Annotated in this window: 18 protein-coding genes; 4 read left to right on the top strand and 14 right to left on the bottom strand. The window is 63.6% G+C overall.

Going from position 1 to position 16221, the window contains the following annotated elements; translation table 11 throughout:
* Positions 1–56: 56 nt before the first annotated feature.
* Genes I6A82_RS03730 through I6A82_RS03715 form a run of 4 tightly spaced genes read right to left on the bottom strand, consistent with a single transcriptional unit; the run spans position 57 to position 1235 of the window.
* Positions 57–404, bottom strand: coding sequence for a winged helix-turn-helix domain-containing protein (locus I6A82_RS03730; protein ID WP_198093791.1), 348 nt, complete (start codon positions 402–404; stop codon positions 57–59).
* A 40-nt stretch (positions 405–444) separates the two neighbouring features.
* Positions 445–639: a helix-turn-helix transcriptional regulator gene (locus tag I6A82_RS03725; RefSeq protein ID WP_198093790.1), complete on the bottom strand. Its 195-nt coding sequence runs from the start codon at positions 637–639 to the stop codon at positions 445–447.
* Positions 636–1052, bottom strand: coding sequence for a hypothetical protein (locus I6A82_RS03720; protein ID WP_246449455.1), 417 nt, complete (start codon positions 1050–1052; stop codon positions 636–638). Before I6A82_RS03720 ends, I6A82_RS03725 begins: the two co-directional genes overlap by 4 nt.
* A gap of 3 nt (positions 1053–1055) precedes the next feature.
* Positions 1056–1235: a hypothetical protein gene (locus tag I6A82_RS03715; protein WP_198093789.1), complete on the bottom strand. Its 180-nt coding sequence runs from the start codon at positions 1233–1235 to the stop codon at positions 1056–1058.
* Between the two features lie 201 nt (positions 1236–1436).
* Here I6A82_RS03715 and thrS point away from each other — a divergent pair, with 201 nt between their 5' ends.
* Entirely contained in the window at positions 1437–3434 is a 1998-nt protein-coding gene (gene thrS, locus I6A82_RS03710) for a threonine--tRNA ligase (RefSeq protein ID WP_198093788.1), read from the top strand.
* Positions 3435–3554: 120 nt separating this feature from the next.
* The gene (gene infC / locus I6A82_RS03705; RefSeq protein ID WP_187335083.1) at positions 3555–4088 is read left to right on the top strand and encodes a translation initiation factor IF-3; all 534 of its coding nucleotides are present in this window, start codon (positions 3555–3557) and stop codon (positions 4086–4088) included.
* Between the two features lie 81 nt (positions 4089–4169).
* Here the strand turns inward: infC and msrA are convergent, their stop codons facing one another.
* The 4 genes from msrA to proS all read right to left on the bottom strand — a co-directional run bounded on the left by msrA (position 4170) and on the right by proS (position 8252).
* Positions 4170–4868, bottom strand: a complete 699-nt coding sequence (gene msrA, locus I6A82_RS03700) for a peptide-methionine (S)-S-oxide reductase MsrA (RefSeq protein ID WP_198093787.1) — start codon at positions 4866–4868, stop codon at positions 4170–4172.
* The gene (locus tag I6A82_RS03695) at positions 4865–5023 is read right to left on the bottom strand and encodes a hypothetical protein (protein ID WP_198093786.1); all 159 of its coding nucleotides are present in this window, start codon (positions 5021–5023) and stop codon (positions 4865–4867) included. The genes msrA and I6A82_RS03695 overlap by 4 nt, the downstream gene beginning before the upstream one ends.
* 131 nt (positions 5024–5154) lie before the next feature.
* Positions 5155–6915, bottom strand: coding sequence for an aminodeoxychorismate synthase component I (gene pabB / locus I6A82_RS03690; RefSeq protein WP_198093785.1), 1761 nt, complete (start codon positions 6913–6915; stop codon positions 5155–5157).
* A 2-nt stretch (positions 6916–6917) separates the two neighbouring features.
* Positions 6918–8252, bottom strand: a complete 1335-nt coding sequence (gene proS / locus I6A82_RS03685; protein ID WP_198093784.1) for a proline--tRNA ligase — start codon at positions 8250–8252, stop codon at positions 6918–6920.
* A gap of 84 nt (positions 8253–8336) precedes the next feature.
* Between proS and I6A82_RS03680 the strand changes: the two genes are divergently transcribed.
* Together I6A82_RS03680 and I6A82_RS03675 are read left to right on the top strand one after the other, a co-directional pair.
* Positions 8337–9260, top strand: a complete 924-nt coding sequence (locus tag I6A82_RS03680) for an XdhC family protein (RefSeq protein ID WP_198093783.1) — start codon at positions 8337–8339, stop codon at positions 9258–9260.
* The gene (locus I6A82_RS03675) at positions 9250–9819 is read left to right on the top strand and encodes a nucleotidyltransferase family protein (protein WP_198093782.1); all 570 of its coding nucleotides are present in this window, start codon (positions 9250–9252) and stop codon (positions 9817–9819) included. Before I6A82_RS03680 ends, I6A82_RS03675 begins: the two co-directional genes overlap by 11 nt.
* Before the next feature lie 44 nt (positions 9820–9863).
* Here the strand turns inward: I6A82_RS03675 and I6A82_RS03670 are convergent, their stop codons facing one another.
* The 6 genes from I6A82_RS03670 to I6A82_RS03645 all read right to left on the bottom strand — a co-directional run bounded on the left by I6A82_RS03670 (position 9864) and on the right by I6A82_RS03645 (position 16118).
* On the bottom strand, positions 9864–12059 hold the full coding sequence (locus I6A82_RS03670; RefSeq protein WP_198093781.1) for a xanthine dehydrogenase family protein molybdopterin-binding subunit: 2196 nt from the start codon (positions 12057–12059) through the stop codon (positions 9864–9866).
* Positions 12056–13045: an FAD binding domain-containing protein gene (locus I6A82_RS03665; RefSeq protein ID WP_198093780.1), complete on the bottom strand. Its 990-nt coding sequence runs from the start codon at positions 13043–13045 to the stop codon at positions 12056–12058. The genes I6A82_RS03670 and I6A82_RS03665 overlap by 4 nt, the downstream gene beginning before the upstream one ends.
* Positions 13042–13557 (bottom strand): 2Fe-2S iron-sulfur cluster-binding protein, encoded by a 516-nt coding sequence (locus tag I6A82_RS03660; protein ID WP_198093779.1) that lies wholly within the window; start codon positions 13555–13557, stop codon positions 13042–13044. The genes I6A82_RS03665 and I6A82_RS03660 overlap by 4 nt, the downstream gene beginning before the upstream one ends.
* Positions 13558–13676: 119 nt before the next feature.
* Positions 13677–14195 (bottom strand): molybdenum cofactor guanylyltransferase, encoded by a 519-nt coding sequence (gene mobA, locus I6A82_RS03655; protein ID WP_198093778.1) that lies wholly within the window; start codon positions 14193–14195, stop codon positions 13677–13679.
* Positions 14192–14989 carry a formate dehydrogenase accessory sulfurtransferase FdhD gene (gene fdhD / locus I6A82_RS03650; RefSeq protein WP_198093777.1) on the bottom strand — a complete coding sequence of 266 codons (798 nt, stop codon included), beginning with the start codon at positions 14987–14989 and terminating at the stop codon, positions 14192–14194. The genes mobA and fdhD overlap by 4 nt, the downstream gene beginning before the upstream one ends.
* Positions 14990–15020: 31 nt before the next feature.
* Entirely contained in the window at positions 15021–16118 is a 1098-nt protein-coding gene (locus I6A82_RS03645; protein WP_198093776.1) for a catalase family protein, read from the bottom strand.
* Positions 16119–16221 lie beyond the last annotated feature (103 nt).

Here is a 16221-nt window from a genome sequence, read left to right as displayed (position 1 = left end):
CCATACCGCGTTGCTATATACCGGCAGATACAGCAACCGGCGCCGATGGAAAGGGTTCAATCCTCGGCCAAAAGCGCTTCGAGACGCTTGGCCGCCGCCCCGTTCGATAGCGCCGCCAGTTCCGTCTCCAGCGCGCGATAGTCGGCCAGCACCTGCCGCCCGAGATCAGTGAGGCTGGTCCCGGATCGTCCGCCAACCACCGTTTCGACCAGCGGCTCCTTCCACGAACGGTTCATTACCTCCACGAGGAGCCATCCGCGACGATAACTCATGCCGAGCGCGCGGGTGGCCGCCGAGATCGATCCGGTTTCGGCGATCGCCTCCAGCAGATCCGCCTTTCCCGGCCCGATCGCGACGTCTTCGCCCCGATAGAGCTGTGCTTTGAGTTTGAACCGCCCGGCCATCGGGCAAGCCTAAGCGTTCCGTCGCTCCCGCGCACCCCTCTCAACCGGCGGGGGAAAAAATCTCCTCGATGGCCATCTCGAACAGGCCGGCGATCTTGAAGGCGAGCGGGAGCGAGGGATCGTAGCGGCCGGTTTCGATGGCGTTCACGCTCTGGCGCGAGATTTCCAGCCGCTCGGCCAGATCGCTCTGGGTCCAGTCCCGCTCGGCGCGCAGGACCTTGAGGCGGTTCTTCATTTCACATTGCCCCACGCGCCGTGGGTCAGCCGGTTTACGCACGCGCCGAGGCCGAAGCCGCCGAACCAGAGGATCGCGACCCAGTACGCATCGACATGCGGTACCAGCTCGAAATTCTCGAGAAAGCCCCAGATCGTCGCGATCGAGAGCGCGAAGCCGGTGCCGATCATCACCTGACGCACCATCAGCATGCGGATGAATTCGTCCTCGGTCTCGACGATCAGCATAGCGATCGCCCAGAAAGCGCCGATGATGGCAAGGCCGGGCAGAAGCGCCAGCACCCAGGTGACGGGGCCGCTGACCAGATCGCGTTCGATCAGATATTCCCCAGCAAACAGCGAGAGAAGGTAGATCGCCATCGCGGTCGATAGACGCCGGAGATAGCGGCGTGCCGGGGCTTTCGACGCGGCCACCGCTCAGGCGCCTCGGCGCAGAAGGCCGCAGCGCCGCGTGCGCGCCAACGAGGTGACCGCAAGTGCCGCGAAGGCGATGATCAGGGTTCGCCCCGCATCGCCGTCGATCCAGTTCATGCGCGCGAAGAGCGCGATGACAAGGATGGCGAGGCCCCAAGGCAAGGCAGATTTCCAGTTCGTCATGCGTAAAGCTCCATATCCATAAGGTATGGTTTGCTTTACATTCTGATCCGATGCTGTGTCAAGTGTCCTTTTCATTTTGGCAAGGTCTCTTAGTCCCCGCTTGGCATTCGCGTCTCTGCGCTACCCGTAGACGACTTCCCATGTTGCGCCCGCCTCTCTATCTAGGCCGCAGTTTTCACCAGCGAGACGAGCCCCTTTTCCATGTCCGAGATGATCAAGATCACCCTGCCCGACGGTTCCGCGCGCGAAGTCGAGCGCGGGACTACGCCGGCGGACGTGGCCGCGGCGATCGGACCGGGGCTCGCCAAAGCGGCGATCGCGGCCAAGGTGAACGGCGAGATGCGCGACATCGGCCGTCCGATCGAAGAAGATGCGGAGCTCGCGCTCGTCACCAACCGCGATGTCGATGAGGCGCTGGAATTGGCGCGCCACGATTACGCGCATGTGCTTGCCGAGGCGGTGCAGAACCTGTTCCCCGGCACGCAGATCACCTTTGGTCCGGCGACCGACGACGGCTTTTATTACGACTTCGCCCCGCCTGCCGATCACGGCCAGTTCACCGAAGAGGATCTGCCGCGAATCGAGGAGGAGATGCGCCGCCTGATCGCCGCGGATACCCCGCTGGTGCGCGAAGTCTGGACCCGCCAGCAGCTGATCCAGTGGTTCGAGGATCATGGCGAGACGTTCAAGGCCGAGTGGGCCGGCGAGCTGCCCGAGGGCGAGGAACTGACGGTTTACCGGGCAGGCGACTGGCTCGACATGTGCCGCGGCCCGCACCTTGCCAGCACCGGCAAGCTGGCGCCGGACGCGTTCAAGCTGACGCGCGTTTCGGGTGCCTATTGGCGCGGCGACCAGAAGAACGCCATGCTCAGCCGCATCTACGGCACGGGCTGGCTCGACCGTAAACAGCTGAAGCAGCATCTCATCCGCCTCGAGGAAGCGGCCAAGCGCGACCACCGCAAGCTAGGCCGCGAGATGGACCTGTTCCATCTGCAGGAGGAGGCGCATGGCAGTGTCTTCTGGCACCCCAAGGGCTATCGCATCTGGCGCGAGCTGGAGGCCTATATGCGCCGCGCCATGGACGGTGCGGGCTACCGCGAGATCAAGACCCCGCAGCTGATGGACGCGCGCCAGTGGGAGCAGTCCGGCCATTGGGGTAAATATCGCGAGAACATGTTCGTGATCCCCGATGAGGTGCCGAACACAGAAGACGAAGGCCCGCTGGTCAGCGACGACGCGCAGTGGATGGCGCTGAAGCCGATGAACTGCCCGGCCCATGTGCTGGTCTTCAAACAGGGCATCAAATCCTATCGCGACCTGCCGCTGCGCCTGGGCGAGATGGGCTGCTGCCACCGCAACGAACCGCATGGCGCGCTGCACGGCCTGATGCGCGTGCGCCAATTCACGCAGGACGATGCGCACATCTTCTGCACCGAAGACCAGATCGTGGGCGAGGTGCGCAAATTCTGCGAACTGGCCGACCGAGTCTACCGCGATTTCGGCTTCACCTATTCGATCAAACTGGCGCTGCGCCCCGAACAGCGCTTCGGTTCGGACGCCGATTGGGACAAGGCCGAAGACGAGCTGCGCAACGCGGTTGTCGAGGCGGGCCTCGCCACCGAAGACTATGGCTGGGAAGAGCTGCCCGGCGAAGGCGCTTTCTATGCGCCCAAGCTGGAATGGCACCTGACCGATGCGATCGGGCGGACCTGGCAGGTCGGCACGATCCAGTCCGACCGCGTGCTGCCCGATCGTCTGGACGCCAGCTATATCGGTGAAGACGGTGAGAAGCATCGCCCGGTGATGCTCCACCGCGCCATTTTCGGCTCCTACGAGCGGTTCATCGGCATCCTGATCGAGCATTTTGCGGGCAAGCTGCCGACCTGGCTTGCACCGGTGCAGGCGGTGGTCGCCACCATCGTCTCCGACGCCGACGATTATGCGAAGGACGTTGCCGAGAAACTGCGCGCGGCGGGACTGCGCGTGGAGACGGACCTGCGCAACGAAAAGATCAACTACAAGGTGCGCGAGCATTCGCTCGCCAAGGTTCCGAACCTGCTCGTCGTCGGCAAACGCGAGGCGGAGGAGGGCACAGTGGCGCTGCGCGTTCTGGGCAGCGACGAACATCAGAAGGTGCTGAGCCTGGACGATGTCATCGCGCGGCTCTCTGGCGAGGCGAAGGCACCAGATCTTAACTGACGAGTTGGATAGAGCGCGTCCTTGAAGGGCGCGCTCACCCGCCCCCTTTCGCAATCGCGCGAAGACCACTATATTAAGCTGACCAACAGAATCTCAGGAGACCTTGCTATAGCTGCCCCCATGTCCCGGCGTTCGATGACGCCCCCGCCCAAGAGCGGACCGCGCTTCAACCAGTTTATCCAGTCGGACACCGTTCGCGTGATCGATGGCGAGGGCGAAAACCTCGGCGTCATGGATACGCGCGACGCAATCCGGGAAGCAGCCGCAGTCGGTCTCGATCTGGTTGAGGTCTCGCCCAATGCCGATCCGCCGGTCGCGAAGTTCCTGGACGTGGGCAAGTACAAGTACGAGGCCCAGAAAAAGGCCAACGCCCAGCGCAAGACGCAGAAGACGCAGGACATCAAAGAGATCAAGATGCGTCCGAATATCGATGAGCACGACTATCAGGTGAAGCTGAAGAACGTCGTGAAGTTCATCGACAACGGCGACAAGGTGAAGGTCACCATCCGCTTCCGCGGCCGCGAAATGGCCCATCAGGAACTCGGCATGGAATTGCTCCAGAAGCTGTCCGAGGACATGAAGGAAGCCGCCAAGATCGAGGCGATGCCCCGCATGGAAGGCCGTCAGATGCTGATGGTGATGAGCCCGAAATAAGGCTTATCCCTCTACGGCAAAAAGAAACCCCGGTGAGAGCCGGGGTTTTCTTTTATCCTATGATGGAAGCTGCTTTCACCGTCAGGCCGATGGCTTGGCGGAATACACCCCCGGCCAGATGCGCTTGAGCGCGGCAACCTTCGGCGCATCCCATCGCACGATATAGGGATGGTTCGGGTTCTTTTTGGCGAAATTCTGATGGTATTCCTCAGCCATGTAGAAAGGCTGGCTGGTCTCGATTTCCGTCGCGATCGGTTTGGAATAGACATCCGCCTTGTCGAGCTGCGCGATATAGGCCTTCGCCACGCGAAGCTGTTCTTTCGACTGCGGCACGATCAGGCTGCGATATTGCGTACCATGATCGGGCAGCTGCTGGTTCACCTGCGTGGGATCATGCGCGACCGAGAAGAAGATGCGCAGAAGCTGATCGTAGCGAATTTTCGACGGATCGTAGGTGATCTTTACCGATTCGGCATGGCCGGTATCGCCGCGACCGACGCGCTCGTAATTAGCCGTGGCCTTGCTGCCACCGGCATAGCCGTCGACTACCTTTTTGACGCCCGCGACATGCTCGAAAACGGCTTCGAGCCCCCAGAAACAACCACCGGCGAACACCGCCGTTTTCAATCCCGACTCGCTGGAACGCAAGGCCGCCTGGGGAATGTGCTGACCGTCGGCCGCATGCGCGACGCTGATCAGTCCGCCATTACCGGGCGAAAAGCTCAGCGCGGCGCCCGCGAGCGCGGCGGATCCGGCGATCAAGACGAGTGTTTTTTTCATGACTGCTCCAAAGCCGTTGACGGTGCATGCTGTGCGTAGCTGGAAATTTCCGCATCCGGTGTCGGCAAGGTAACCATGGCAACCGCGCCGAGCGCGAATCCGCCGCTGAGGCTCCAGAAAAGATCGGATTGAAACATTTTTTTCAGCTTGAGCATGGGAGCTGCCCTTATCCTTGGCTTTCTTGTTATATTTTATCGCGGACCGAACGGACAGACATGTCCGCCAAGTGCAACGCCACTATAGACGGCACTGCTTAGCGCATCGTGAATGTGGTTGTTGTCGCTTGTTAATTTGTGGGGATCAGCCGCGCGGAAACAAGACCGCGAAGACTATTACCGCACAAAAATCCATGAGCCAGATCGTCCGGCCTCAGGTCCGCCTCAATCGCCTGCCCGGTCTCGATCAGCTCGGCACGCAGGACGCCAGGCAGCAGCCCCCGTGCAAGTGGCGGGGTATGGTAGACACCGTCTTTCTCTACAAAGACATTGCTATAGCTGCCTTCGGTGAGAAACCCCGCCGCGTCGGTAAACAAAATCTCGTCGCAGCCGCCATGGGCCTTTCGCGGGGCATCATAGAACGCACGGTCACTGGTTTTGTGAGACAGGCGAAAATCCTCCGGCCCCACCGGAAGAGGGGCGAGTGCTACCTTCCAGCCTGCTTCCGGATGCAACGGCGCGGGCCGCACCTCGATCGCGCTCGCGCCGGAACGCGCCAGCATCAGCCGCACTTTTGAAGGTTGGGTCAGGTGGAAGGTCGCCGCGTGCAAATCGTTGCGCAGAGCATGGCGATCGCATTCGAAGCCGAGCTGCCGCGCGCTCTCCTTCAGCCGCTCCAGATGCCGCTCGATCCGGATCAGCCCCGCACGCGGATCGAAGGCCATGGTCTCGATCAGATCGAATTGCCGGTCCACGCGCGCAAATTCCCCCTTGGCCAGACATTCGGCCCATTCCTTGCCGGCGACGCTGTCCGCCACCACCCCTGATCCAAGGCCGAGTGAAACCGACCCGCCGCCCGCTTGCAAGTGCAAAGTCCGGATGGCGACATTGAACGCCGCATCGCCATTGGCATCGATCCTGCCGATTGCGCCGCAATAAGCCCCTCGCGGGCTTTTCTCCAAACCGTCTATCACTTCCATCGCACGGATTTTCGGTGCGCCGGTGATCGAGCCGCAGGGGAACAGCTTTTCGATCAGGTCCACCGCATCGCTGTCCGGCGCGATTTGACCGTGCACCCCGGACACCATTTGATGGACGGTCGGATAGCTTTCCACGGCAAATAGCGGACCGGCCAGGACGCTACCAGGCATGCAAACGCGCGATAGATCGTTGCGCAGCAGATCGACGATCATCAGATTTTCCGCGCGCTGCTTGGGATCGGCGGCAAGGTCTCGCGCTGCCGCAGCGTCGGCGCGGGAATCTACGTGCCGGGCGGCGGTGCCCTTCATCGGCTTGGCCCGCACCTTTTCGCCCTTCAGCGAAAAGAACAGCTCGGGGGAGAAGCTCAGCAGCCAGTCCGCGCCGTCATGCACCAGCGCGCCATAACCGGCAGCACCCCGGCTCCTCAGCGCCGCGAACAAGGCGCGCGGATCGCCGGAAAAAGCCGCCTTGCTGCGGAAGGTCAGGTTTACCTGGTACACATCGCCCGCCCGGATCAGGTCGAGCGCCGCACCGAAGGCCGCATCATATTCTGCGCGGCTCCATTCGGGCGTCCAATCGCCAAGCCATGCGCCGCCGGGATCGGCATGATGCGCCGAATCGAAATGCTCCCAATTATCGAACAGTCCGAACCAGGCCAGCGGACTTGGCCTGCGGGAGGGCATGCGTACGGCAAGCGCGGGTTCCATCGCGAGGCCCGCCTCATAGGCCAGATAACCCGCCACATGCAGGCCATCGGCCCGCGCGCCGCGCAATGTCTTCATTAGCGTCGGCAGCTCATGGGGCTCATCCGCCCGGATGATCCGCACCGGATTGCGATAGAGCCGTGCAGGCGTCCCATCCGGCCGCGCATCGTCCAACAGGACGAAGGGCTGGCCGGACGGCGGCAGCATGGTCAGTTTCCGGCCGAGCCTTGGGTAAGGCGGGCGATCATATTGTCGAAGCCGAGCGAGACCGTTTCGCCGCTGGCGCGGTTCTTCAGCTCCAGCTCACCACTGGCGACGGAACGGGGGCCAATCACCACCTGCCAAGGCAGGCCGATCAGGTCCATGTCGGCAAACTTGCCGCCGGCGCGGATCTTGCGATCGTCCAGCAAGCACTGCCGCCCTGCCCCTTCCAGTGCATCATAAACCTTGTTGGCAAGCGCGCTGACCTCCTCCTTGTCGGGCGCCAGATTGACGATGCCGACATGAAAAGGAGCCACCGCTTCGGGCCAGATGATGCCTTTTTCGTCATGGCTCGCCTCGATGATGGCGGCGACGAGGCGCGATACGCCGACGCCGTAGCTGCCGCTCTGCAACGCGATCGGCTGACCATCCGGCCCGTCGAGCTTCACATCCATCGAACGGGAATATTTGTCGCCGAAGAAGAAGATATGGCCCACTTCCACGCCGCGGGCTTCCATCCGGTGGCCCTCTTCCACGCGCGCTTCATATTCGGACGCGTCGTGCAGCTCGTCGCTGGCCGCATAAGGCGCGAGCCGCTCGTCGACCAACGCCTGCAATTCAGCGCGATCCTCCGGCGGGGCACCGGGCGCGGGCAGGCCCAGCGCACGATCATCCGCGTAAACCATCGATTCGCCGGTCTTGGCGAGCAGCATGAACTCGTGCGACAGATCGCCGCCGATCGGGCCGGGATCGGCGCGCACCGGCAGAACCGAGAGGCCAAGCCGCGAAAAGATGTTGAGATAGGCCACGAACATGCGGTTGTAGCTTTCGCGCGCGCCGGCCTCGTCCAGATCGTAGCTGTAGGCGTCCTTCATCAGGAATTCGCGGCTGCGCAGCACACCGAAGCGCGGGCGCACCTCATCGCGGAACTTCCACTGAATGTTGTAGAGAATGACAGGCAGCTGCTGATAGCTGTTCACATGCGCGCCGACGATCTCGGTCATCACCTCTTCGGCGGTGGGGCCGAACAGAAAGTCGCGATCATGTCGGTCCTTGATGCGCAGCATCTCCGCGCCGTAATCGTCATAGCGGCCGGATTTGCGCCACAGATCGGCCTTCTGGATCGTCGGCAGCAGCACCTCGACGGCGCCCGCGCGGTCCATTTCCTCGCGCACGATCTGCTCGATCTTTTTCAGGACGCGAATGCCGAGCGGCAACCAGCTGAAGATGCCGGCGGCTTCCTGATGGATCAGCCCGGCGCGCAGCGCCAGCTTGTGCGAGACCGCGACCGCATCGGAAGGCGCTTCCTTAAGGGTCGGCACGAGAAATCGGGACATTTTCATGGACGCCGCTCTCACCCGAAAGCGAGGGCGGGATCAACCGATTTCGCGCTTGAACCGATGCGCGGGACCGCCCACCTGCCGATCATGGACCAAAACCAAACTGATCCGGCGCGCTGGCGCGACGATGCCGCCCTGCGCGCAGCGGCGACGCCTGGCGCGGCGCTGGCCACCGTCACGCAGATCGACGGCAGCTTCTCCCGGCGCACCGGCGCGCAGTTGGCGATCCGCGCGGACGGAAGTTTCGCAGGCGATCTGGCGGACGGATGCCTGGAGGCGGCGCTCGCCGAAGATGCCCGGCGGCTCGGTCACAGCGATATTCCGCGCGAAAAGCTGCGCTATGGTGCGGGTTCGCCCAATATCGATTTTCGCCTACCTTGTGGCGGCGGGCTCGACGTGCTGGTCGACGCCGCGCCCGATGCGGGCCTGTGCGCCGATGCAGTACGTACGCTCGATGCGCGCCGCCCCGCTGCCTTGGCCTGGCCGCTGGAAGGCGGCGCGGTGGAGCCGGGCGACGTCGATCGGCCAACCGGGCGCACCGGCGCGCATTTCAACCGACGCTACGCCCCGCCGCTGCGGCTGCTGCTATGTGGTGCCGGTCCGGAAATGGACGCCGCGCGGCAATTGGGCGCGTCGATGGGCGTGCTGGTCGAGACCTTGTGGCCACAGGGTAGCGAAGGCGGCAGCCTGTCGCTCGGCCGCGCGCCGGAGGGCGTGACGGTCGATCCATGGACGGCAATCCTGCTTCTGTTCCACGATCATGAGTGGGAGCGCGGGCTGCTCCCGTGGGCGCTGGAAACGGACGTTTATTTCATCGGCGCGCAAGGAGGCGCGCAGGCGCGGGCGGCGCGCGCAGCAATGCTGGAGGAACTCGGTTTCGGGGCAGAGGCCATCGCCCGCGTTCGCAGCCCGGTAGGTCTGATCGAGCGGGCCCGCGATCCGATGGTCCTCGCGATGAGCGCGCTGTCGCAGATCGTCGCCGCTTATGAGCGCTTCGCCTATGAAGGCTGACCGGGTTGCAGCCGTTTTGCTCGCGGCCGGTGCGGGAAGTCGCTTCGGCGGCGGCAAGCTGGATGCGATGCTGGACGGACGAAGGATCGGCGCGTGGAGCTGGGCCGTGCTGGGAGAATTGGACTGGCTCGCCAGCGCCATTGTGGTGCCGGACGACGTGCCACTGTTCGCGAAGGAAGCGGGTGCAAGGCTGATCAACAATCCGCTGGCGGCCAGCGGAATGGCGAGTTCGCTACATTGTGCGGTCGGTTTTGCGCGCGAACAAGGGGCCGACGCGCTGCTTTTGGGACTCGCCGATATGCCCTATCTGTCGCACGCGACGATTGCGAATCTGCTCGTTACGCATGACGGGCTTCCAACCAGTGCCTGCGCCGTTCGTCAGGTCGATGGCGCGCCCGGAGCCCCCGCGCTGATCGGCAGCAGCTGTTTCGACGCCTTGCTGGAGATCGAAGGGGACCGGGGGGCTGGAAGCTATCTCGCGTCACGGGAAACCGTGACTATCGCAGTCGAACCTGGTGAATTGCGCGATATCGACCGGCCGAGTGATCTGCCGGGCTGATCTGCGCCGGGCCCCGGTTCGTACCGAAGCCCGGCACGATCGTCCTACATCTCCGGCAGTTGATCGAGCAGCTTGTCGAGCGTCACCGGATAGTCGCGCACGCGCACGCCGGTGGCGTTGTAGATCGCGTTCGTCACCGCCGCAGCCGCGCCGCAAAGGCCCAGTTCGCCGATACCCTTGGACTGGATCGGGCTCGCCCAATCGTCGCGTTCTTCGAGCAAGTGCACGTCGATCTGCGGCACATCGAGGTTCACCGGCACATGATATTCGGCCAGGTCGCGATTGACGAGATGCCCGTCGCGCTGGTCGAACATTAGCTCCTCGTGCAGCGCCATGCCGATGCCCCAGATGCAGCCGCCATAGCATTGGCTGGTCGCGGTCTTCTCGTTCAGGATACGGCCCGCACCGAATACGGCGGTGAGGCGGCGGACGCGCGTTTCACCGGTGACGCCGTTAACGGCGACTTCGGCGAAATAACTGCCATAAGTGGCCTGCTTTCTGTCATCGGCAGTCTCGCCTGGCTCGATATGGCCCTCGCCGGTCAGTGACGTACCATCCAGGACGTCGGCGAGCGCCTTGCCACCCGCCTTGCCGTCCTCGAGAACGACATCGTCTTCGCCGATGCCCAGCTTTTCCGCAATCTGCGCGCGGATATCCTGGCAGGCGAGGAATACGGATGAACCGCTGGATGCCGCGCCGAAGCTGCCGCCCGAACCGGACGCCGTGGGAAAATCGCTGTCGCCGAGCTTCACGTCTACCTTGTCCGCGGGCAGCCCCAGCATATCGGCCGCGATCTGCGTCAGAATGGCGTAAGTACCGGTGCCGATATCGGTCATGTCGGTTTCCACCACCGCGCTGCCGTCCGCATTCAGCGTGACGCGTGCCTGGCTTTCCATCAGCATGTTCACGCGCGCAGCGGACGCCATGCCCATCCCGATCCACCATTCGCCGTCACGCATTTGCGCAGGCTTCGGATTGCGCTTGTCCCAGCCGAAGCGCTTCGCGCCTTCGTCCAGCGCCTCGGCAAAAGGCCGCGAGCTGTAGCCCTGGCCGCTTTCAGGATGCTGTTCCGGAATGTTGCGCTTGCGCAGCTCGACCGGATCGATGCCGCTGGCTTCGGCCAGTTCGTCCATCGCATTTTCCAGCGCGACCATGCCGATCGCCTCACCCGGAGCGCGGACGGAGCCGGCACAGGTGCGATTCACGCGGGCCACCTCCATCTGCATCCGGCGATGTTCCCCGGTGTAGATGAAGTGCGTCGCCTGCATCACCGGCTCGTAAAAATCCTCGCCCGGCAGGTTGGAGACAAGGCTGTCATGGCCGAGGCCGGACAGTTTGCCGCTCTCGTCCGCCGCCAGCCGGATATGCTGGCGCGATTCGGAACGGCGCATGACCGATTCGAACACCTGCTGGCGGCTCAGCGCCACCACCACCGGCTTGCCCAGTTCTTTCGACGCGATCGCCGCGGAGACGGCTTCCGGCGCAATACCGAGCTTCGATCCGAACCCGCCGCCGACATAGGGCGAAAGGATACGGACATTCTCGACATCGATGCCAAGCGAATCGGCCAGCTCGTTCACATTATATTTCAGCATCTGATAGCTGCCCCGCAGGGTCAGCTTGTCACCATCCCAGCTGGCGATCGAACAATGCGGCTCCATCGCCGCGCTGTTGTGTCCGGGCGTGCGATAGACCTGATCGACGGTGAATTTCGCATCCTTCATGGCCTGATCGAGATCGCCCTGATCGAGCTGATCGTCCTCGGGCCGCTCGTGCGGCACATTCGTCGCTTCGGGATCGAACACGCCGTCGGCTGCGCCGTCGAACTTCATCTGCAGGCGGTTGGCACCATGGCGTGCCTGCTCGAAGGTTTCGGCGACGACCAGCGCGACCGGCTGGCCGAGATAGGCGATCTCGTCCGCCCCCTGGATCGGGGCCTCGTTCGCGGTGCCCTGTGCCGGATTGCGCAGGAAGCGCTCGTCCGAATACACGCCGAGCACGCCGGGCAGCGCCTCGACCTCATCCTTCAGAATTTCGGTCAGCTTGCCCTTGGGTACGGTGGCGCGGGCCAGCACGCCGTAGACGGTGCCGGGCAGGTTCCATTCATGGGCATAGGTTGCGGTGCCGGACACTTTGAGCGGGCCGTCGGGACGGTCCATCGGCGTGCCGGTGATCTTGGACGGCAATTCGTCGAGCAAGCGCTTGGTGGCGGGCTCGTCCATTACGAGATGGCGGGTCATGCGGTCTCTCCGGTCTGGGTGGCTTCGCGCAGCACGGCTTTCAGCGTGCGGCGGGCGAGCGGAATCTTGAAATCATTGCCGCCCTGCCCCTTCGCCTCGGTGAGGAGAATGTCGGCGGCCTTGTCGAATAGCGCATCAGAAGGCGTTTCGCCCTTCAGCAGATCGTCGATCGCGGGATCGTGCCACGGTTTGTGCGCAATGCCACCGAAGGCGAGCGCGGCGTGATCGATCTTTCCACCGTCCATGCGGACATCGGCGGCGACCGAGACCATCGCAAAGGCATAAGACGCGCGGTCGCGCACCTTGCGGTAAATCTGCGTGCCGCCCGTCGGCGCGGGCAAGGTAACCGCGGTGATCAGCTCACCTTGCTCCAGCACATTGTCCTTTTCCGGGTGATCGCCGGGCAGGCGATGGAAATCGCGCACCGGAACGTGACGTCGAGCGCCTTCCTTGCCCTCTATCTCCACGGTAGCGTCGAGCGCGCTCATCGCCACGGCCATGTCACCGGGATAGGTGGCGATGCACTGGTCCGACGCACCGAGAATCGCGTGCAGCCGCGTCGCGCCGCCGATCGCCTGACAACCCGAACCGGGCTCGCGCTTGTTGCACGGCATCGCGGTATCGTAGAAATAATAGCAGCGGGTGCGCTGGCACAGATTGCCGCCGGTCGTCGCCTTGTTGCGCAGCTGCCCGCTGGCACCGGCCAGAATAGCGCGTGACAGGACGCCGTAATGCTTGCGAATATCCGGATGCGCCGCGCAATCGCTATTGGTAACGAGCGCGCCGATACGAAGGCCATCGTCGGTCTCTTCAATCGATTTCAGATCGAGCCGGTTGATGTCGACCAGCTTGTCCGGCGCCATCACTTCCAGCTTCATCAGATCGAGGAGGTTGGTGCCCCCGGCGATGTAGCGCGCCTGCGGCTCGGCAGCGGCCTTCACCGCCATATCGGTGCCTTCGGCCCGCGCATATTCGAACAGCTTCATGCGTCCTCTCCCGTCGTCGCGACTTCGCGGATGGCGTCGACAATGTTCGGATAGGCAGCGCAGCGGCAGATATTGCCGCTCATGCGCTCGGAAATTTCCTCATCGGTCAGTTCGAACCGGCCTTCCAGCGTTTCGGAGACATTGCTCGGCCAATTATCCTTGGCTTCCTGCAGCATCGCGGTGGCGGAACAAATCTGGCCCGGCGTGCAATAACCGCATTGGTATCCGTCATGCGCCACAAAGGCTGCCTGAAGATCGGAGAGATTGCCGGGCTGGCCCAGCCCCTCGATGGTCGTGACCTCGTCTCCGTCATGCATGCAGGCGAGCGTCAGGCAGCTATTGATCCGCCGTCCGTTGACGATGACGGTGCAGGCACCGCACTGTCCGTGATCGCACCCCTTCTTGCTGCCGGTAAGGCCGAGATGATTGCGCAGCGCATCGAGCAATGTGGTGCGCGGATCGGCTTCGAGCGTTCTGCTCTCGCCATTGATGGTGAGCTGGGTGCTTTGCATGAGACGGCTTTCGGTGGAGGTGACGTACAGAGCCTCAATGCGCGAGCGGCCAGAAGGGTTCGTTCCGACTGCCTCCACACGTCGGCACGGGCGGGTGCCGCCCCGGCTAACCGCCCCGGCTAAGAAATATCGATCAGGTCTTCGGGACGGTTGATGTTCGCGATCGGCCCCGGTGCGTCGACCGGACCTGCGCCGACATGCTGCGCGAAACCCCGAACCGAGCGCTTCGAGTCATGTTGGATAAAGGCCAGCAGACCGGTCAACAGCCCTTGCGGCCACAGACCGATGGTCGGCTGATTGACAAGAAAGGCCGGGCCCGGCGCCAGCAGTCCGCGCAGATCGGTCGGCGGCCGCGGCACATCGACGGGGCAGGTCAGCACCGCATCGAAGCCGCGTTCCCCAGCGGCGGCAAGCGCCCCTGCAAGGCCGCCCAACGGCCCCAGTCCGGGCGCGGGCCGATCGGGAACGCAGGCATAAGCAGCGTCTTCCCGGCCAACGACGATCAACCCATCGGTTTCGGCGTCGAGCGCTGCGGCAACATGATCGATCAGCCGCCGTCCGCCCAACAGCGCCTCGGCCTTGTCCGAGCCGAAACGACTGGAGCGTCCCCCGGCCAGCACCGCGCCGAGCAGCCTCATCCGATCCGCCCGAACGGATCGTTCAGCACCAGCATTGAATCGCTCCGCGCCAGCGCAACCAGCGTCAGCCGCGCGAGTTTGGCGCGCTCCACGGCCAGGCTCGTCGGCGCGCTGATCGTGACCAACAGCTCCGCCCCGGCGCGCGCGCATTTCTCCACGATTTCATAGCTGCAGCGCGACGAGAGCAGCACCATGCCGCCCGCCGGATCGATTTCGGCCAAAGCCAGCCCCCCGATCAGCTTGTCGAGTGCGTTGTGGCGGCCCACATCCTCAAAGGCATGGCTGATTGCGCCATAGATATCGGCGAAGGCGGCGGCATGGACCGCGCCGGTTTCCCGGTTGAGCGGCTGCCAATCTCGCAAGCTCTGCAACGCGCGCTCGATTGCGCCCCGCTCGACCGGCGGCCCGGCGGTGAGTTCGGGAAGCGTTCGATGTACTGCCGCGATATTCTCCACTCCGCACAGGCCGCAGCTGCTTTCCGACATGCGCGCGCGCTGGCGCTCCGCAACGCGTTCGGCCCCGGCGGCGGGAACCTTGAGCCGCGCGATCCAGCCGCCCTCGACCTCGGCGATATCGCTGCGTACCTCATCGGCGCGTTCGGCCAGACCCTCCGACAACGCGAAGCCGGTCGCGAACTCGGCAAGGTCGGACGGCGTCGCCATCATCACCGCATAGCCGAGGCCGTTGACCTCGAACGCCACCGGCGTCTCGACAGGCACCGCACGGTCGCGCTCCGCATCGGGGCTCCCATCGAACCGGCGTTCCAATGCGGCGAAGGTCCGGCTGCGGGCCATCGCGGTCAGGATCCTGTTTTCGGGAGCCAGGTCAGACCAGCGCCTCCAGTTCGGCGGAGGTCGGCTCGTGCATCGGGCATCGGTTCACCCGGGCACGGAAGCGCGCCGACAAATCGTAGCTGTCGCGGCGGATGCGGTTGATACGGCCCATCGGGCGGTGCGCTTCCAGACCGTTCCACGGGCTGAAATGCATGCAATCGTCCACCTTCTGCGCCTTCGCCTCGCTCCACCCCGTCTGTGCGGGAACGGTGAGCCGCGCCACGGCGACGAAGGGGCTGAGCTCCTCGTCCCACACCACCGTAGCATCCTCGATCGGCATACTGTCCTTGTCGCGCAGCAGCTGCACGCGCAACTCCCAGACGCCGTCCGCTGTCTTCATCGCCTCGGCAACCTCTTCGCGCAAAGCGTCGTGACGATCCGACGCATCGATGATCTCCCCGGTCAGCGATGTGAGATTATCGGAAACGGGCACGATCTGCAGCTTCGCGACAAAATCGCCATAGCGATAGGGCGTCATCGTATAATAGGTCTCGCCCAGCGGATGGACGTTCGGCGCGCCGCCCATCGACTGCAGCGTGCCGCTTTCCAGACCCACCGTTTCCAACAGCTTCTCCGCGCCGCGCAAAACGGTGGAAAGCCCCTTCTTCGCCCATTCCGCGCGGTCGGTGGTCTTGGCGAGCAGCTTCAGATTGCGCAGGAAATCCTTCCCGTTTTCCGCGGTAAAGGCGGGCGCATTGATCATGGTGAAGTCCTGCACGCTACCGTCCGATCCGGGCAGGCGCGTGCCTTCCACATCCAGCACCTTCATCGCAAAACCGCGCGGCAGACCGATCTTGTCGTGCAGGATGTCGCCGGGATTGGTCGATATCCGCGCCAGCGCCGCATGCCGGCCGGGCTGTGCGAACATGCCTTGCGCATATTCGATTGGCAGATCGGGCAGGATTTCGAGCGTGCCGGACAGGATGCCGTGGCTCTTTGCATGGACCGATCGGATCGCCCTGCCCTCATCTTCCGCGGTGATGTTCAGGATATCCTGAAAGGTTTCCTGCATCTCCTCATTCGTCTTCGCCTCCTCATCCTCTCGCGTTTCGAGCGCGGGCGAATAGAGAACGGGATCGTTTTGCGGCATCTTCGCGTTCCTTGGATCAGAGACTTACCGCTCTGAAAGATTTATGGCAGACCGCTGGTTCCGCCAGATTTACAATCCCCGTTGTCACGGGCGGACGACAGAA

The organism is Novosphingopyxis sp. YJ-S2-01 (assembly GCF_016093175.1).
GTDB lineage: Bacteria > Pseudomonadota > Alphaproteobacteria > Sphingomonadales > Sphingomonadaceae > Novosphingopyxis > Novosphingopyxis iocasae.
The sequence above is the reverse complement of the archived record's forward strand: the minus strand, read 5'-3'. Positions and strand labels throughout refer to the sequence as shown.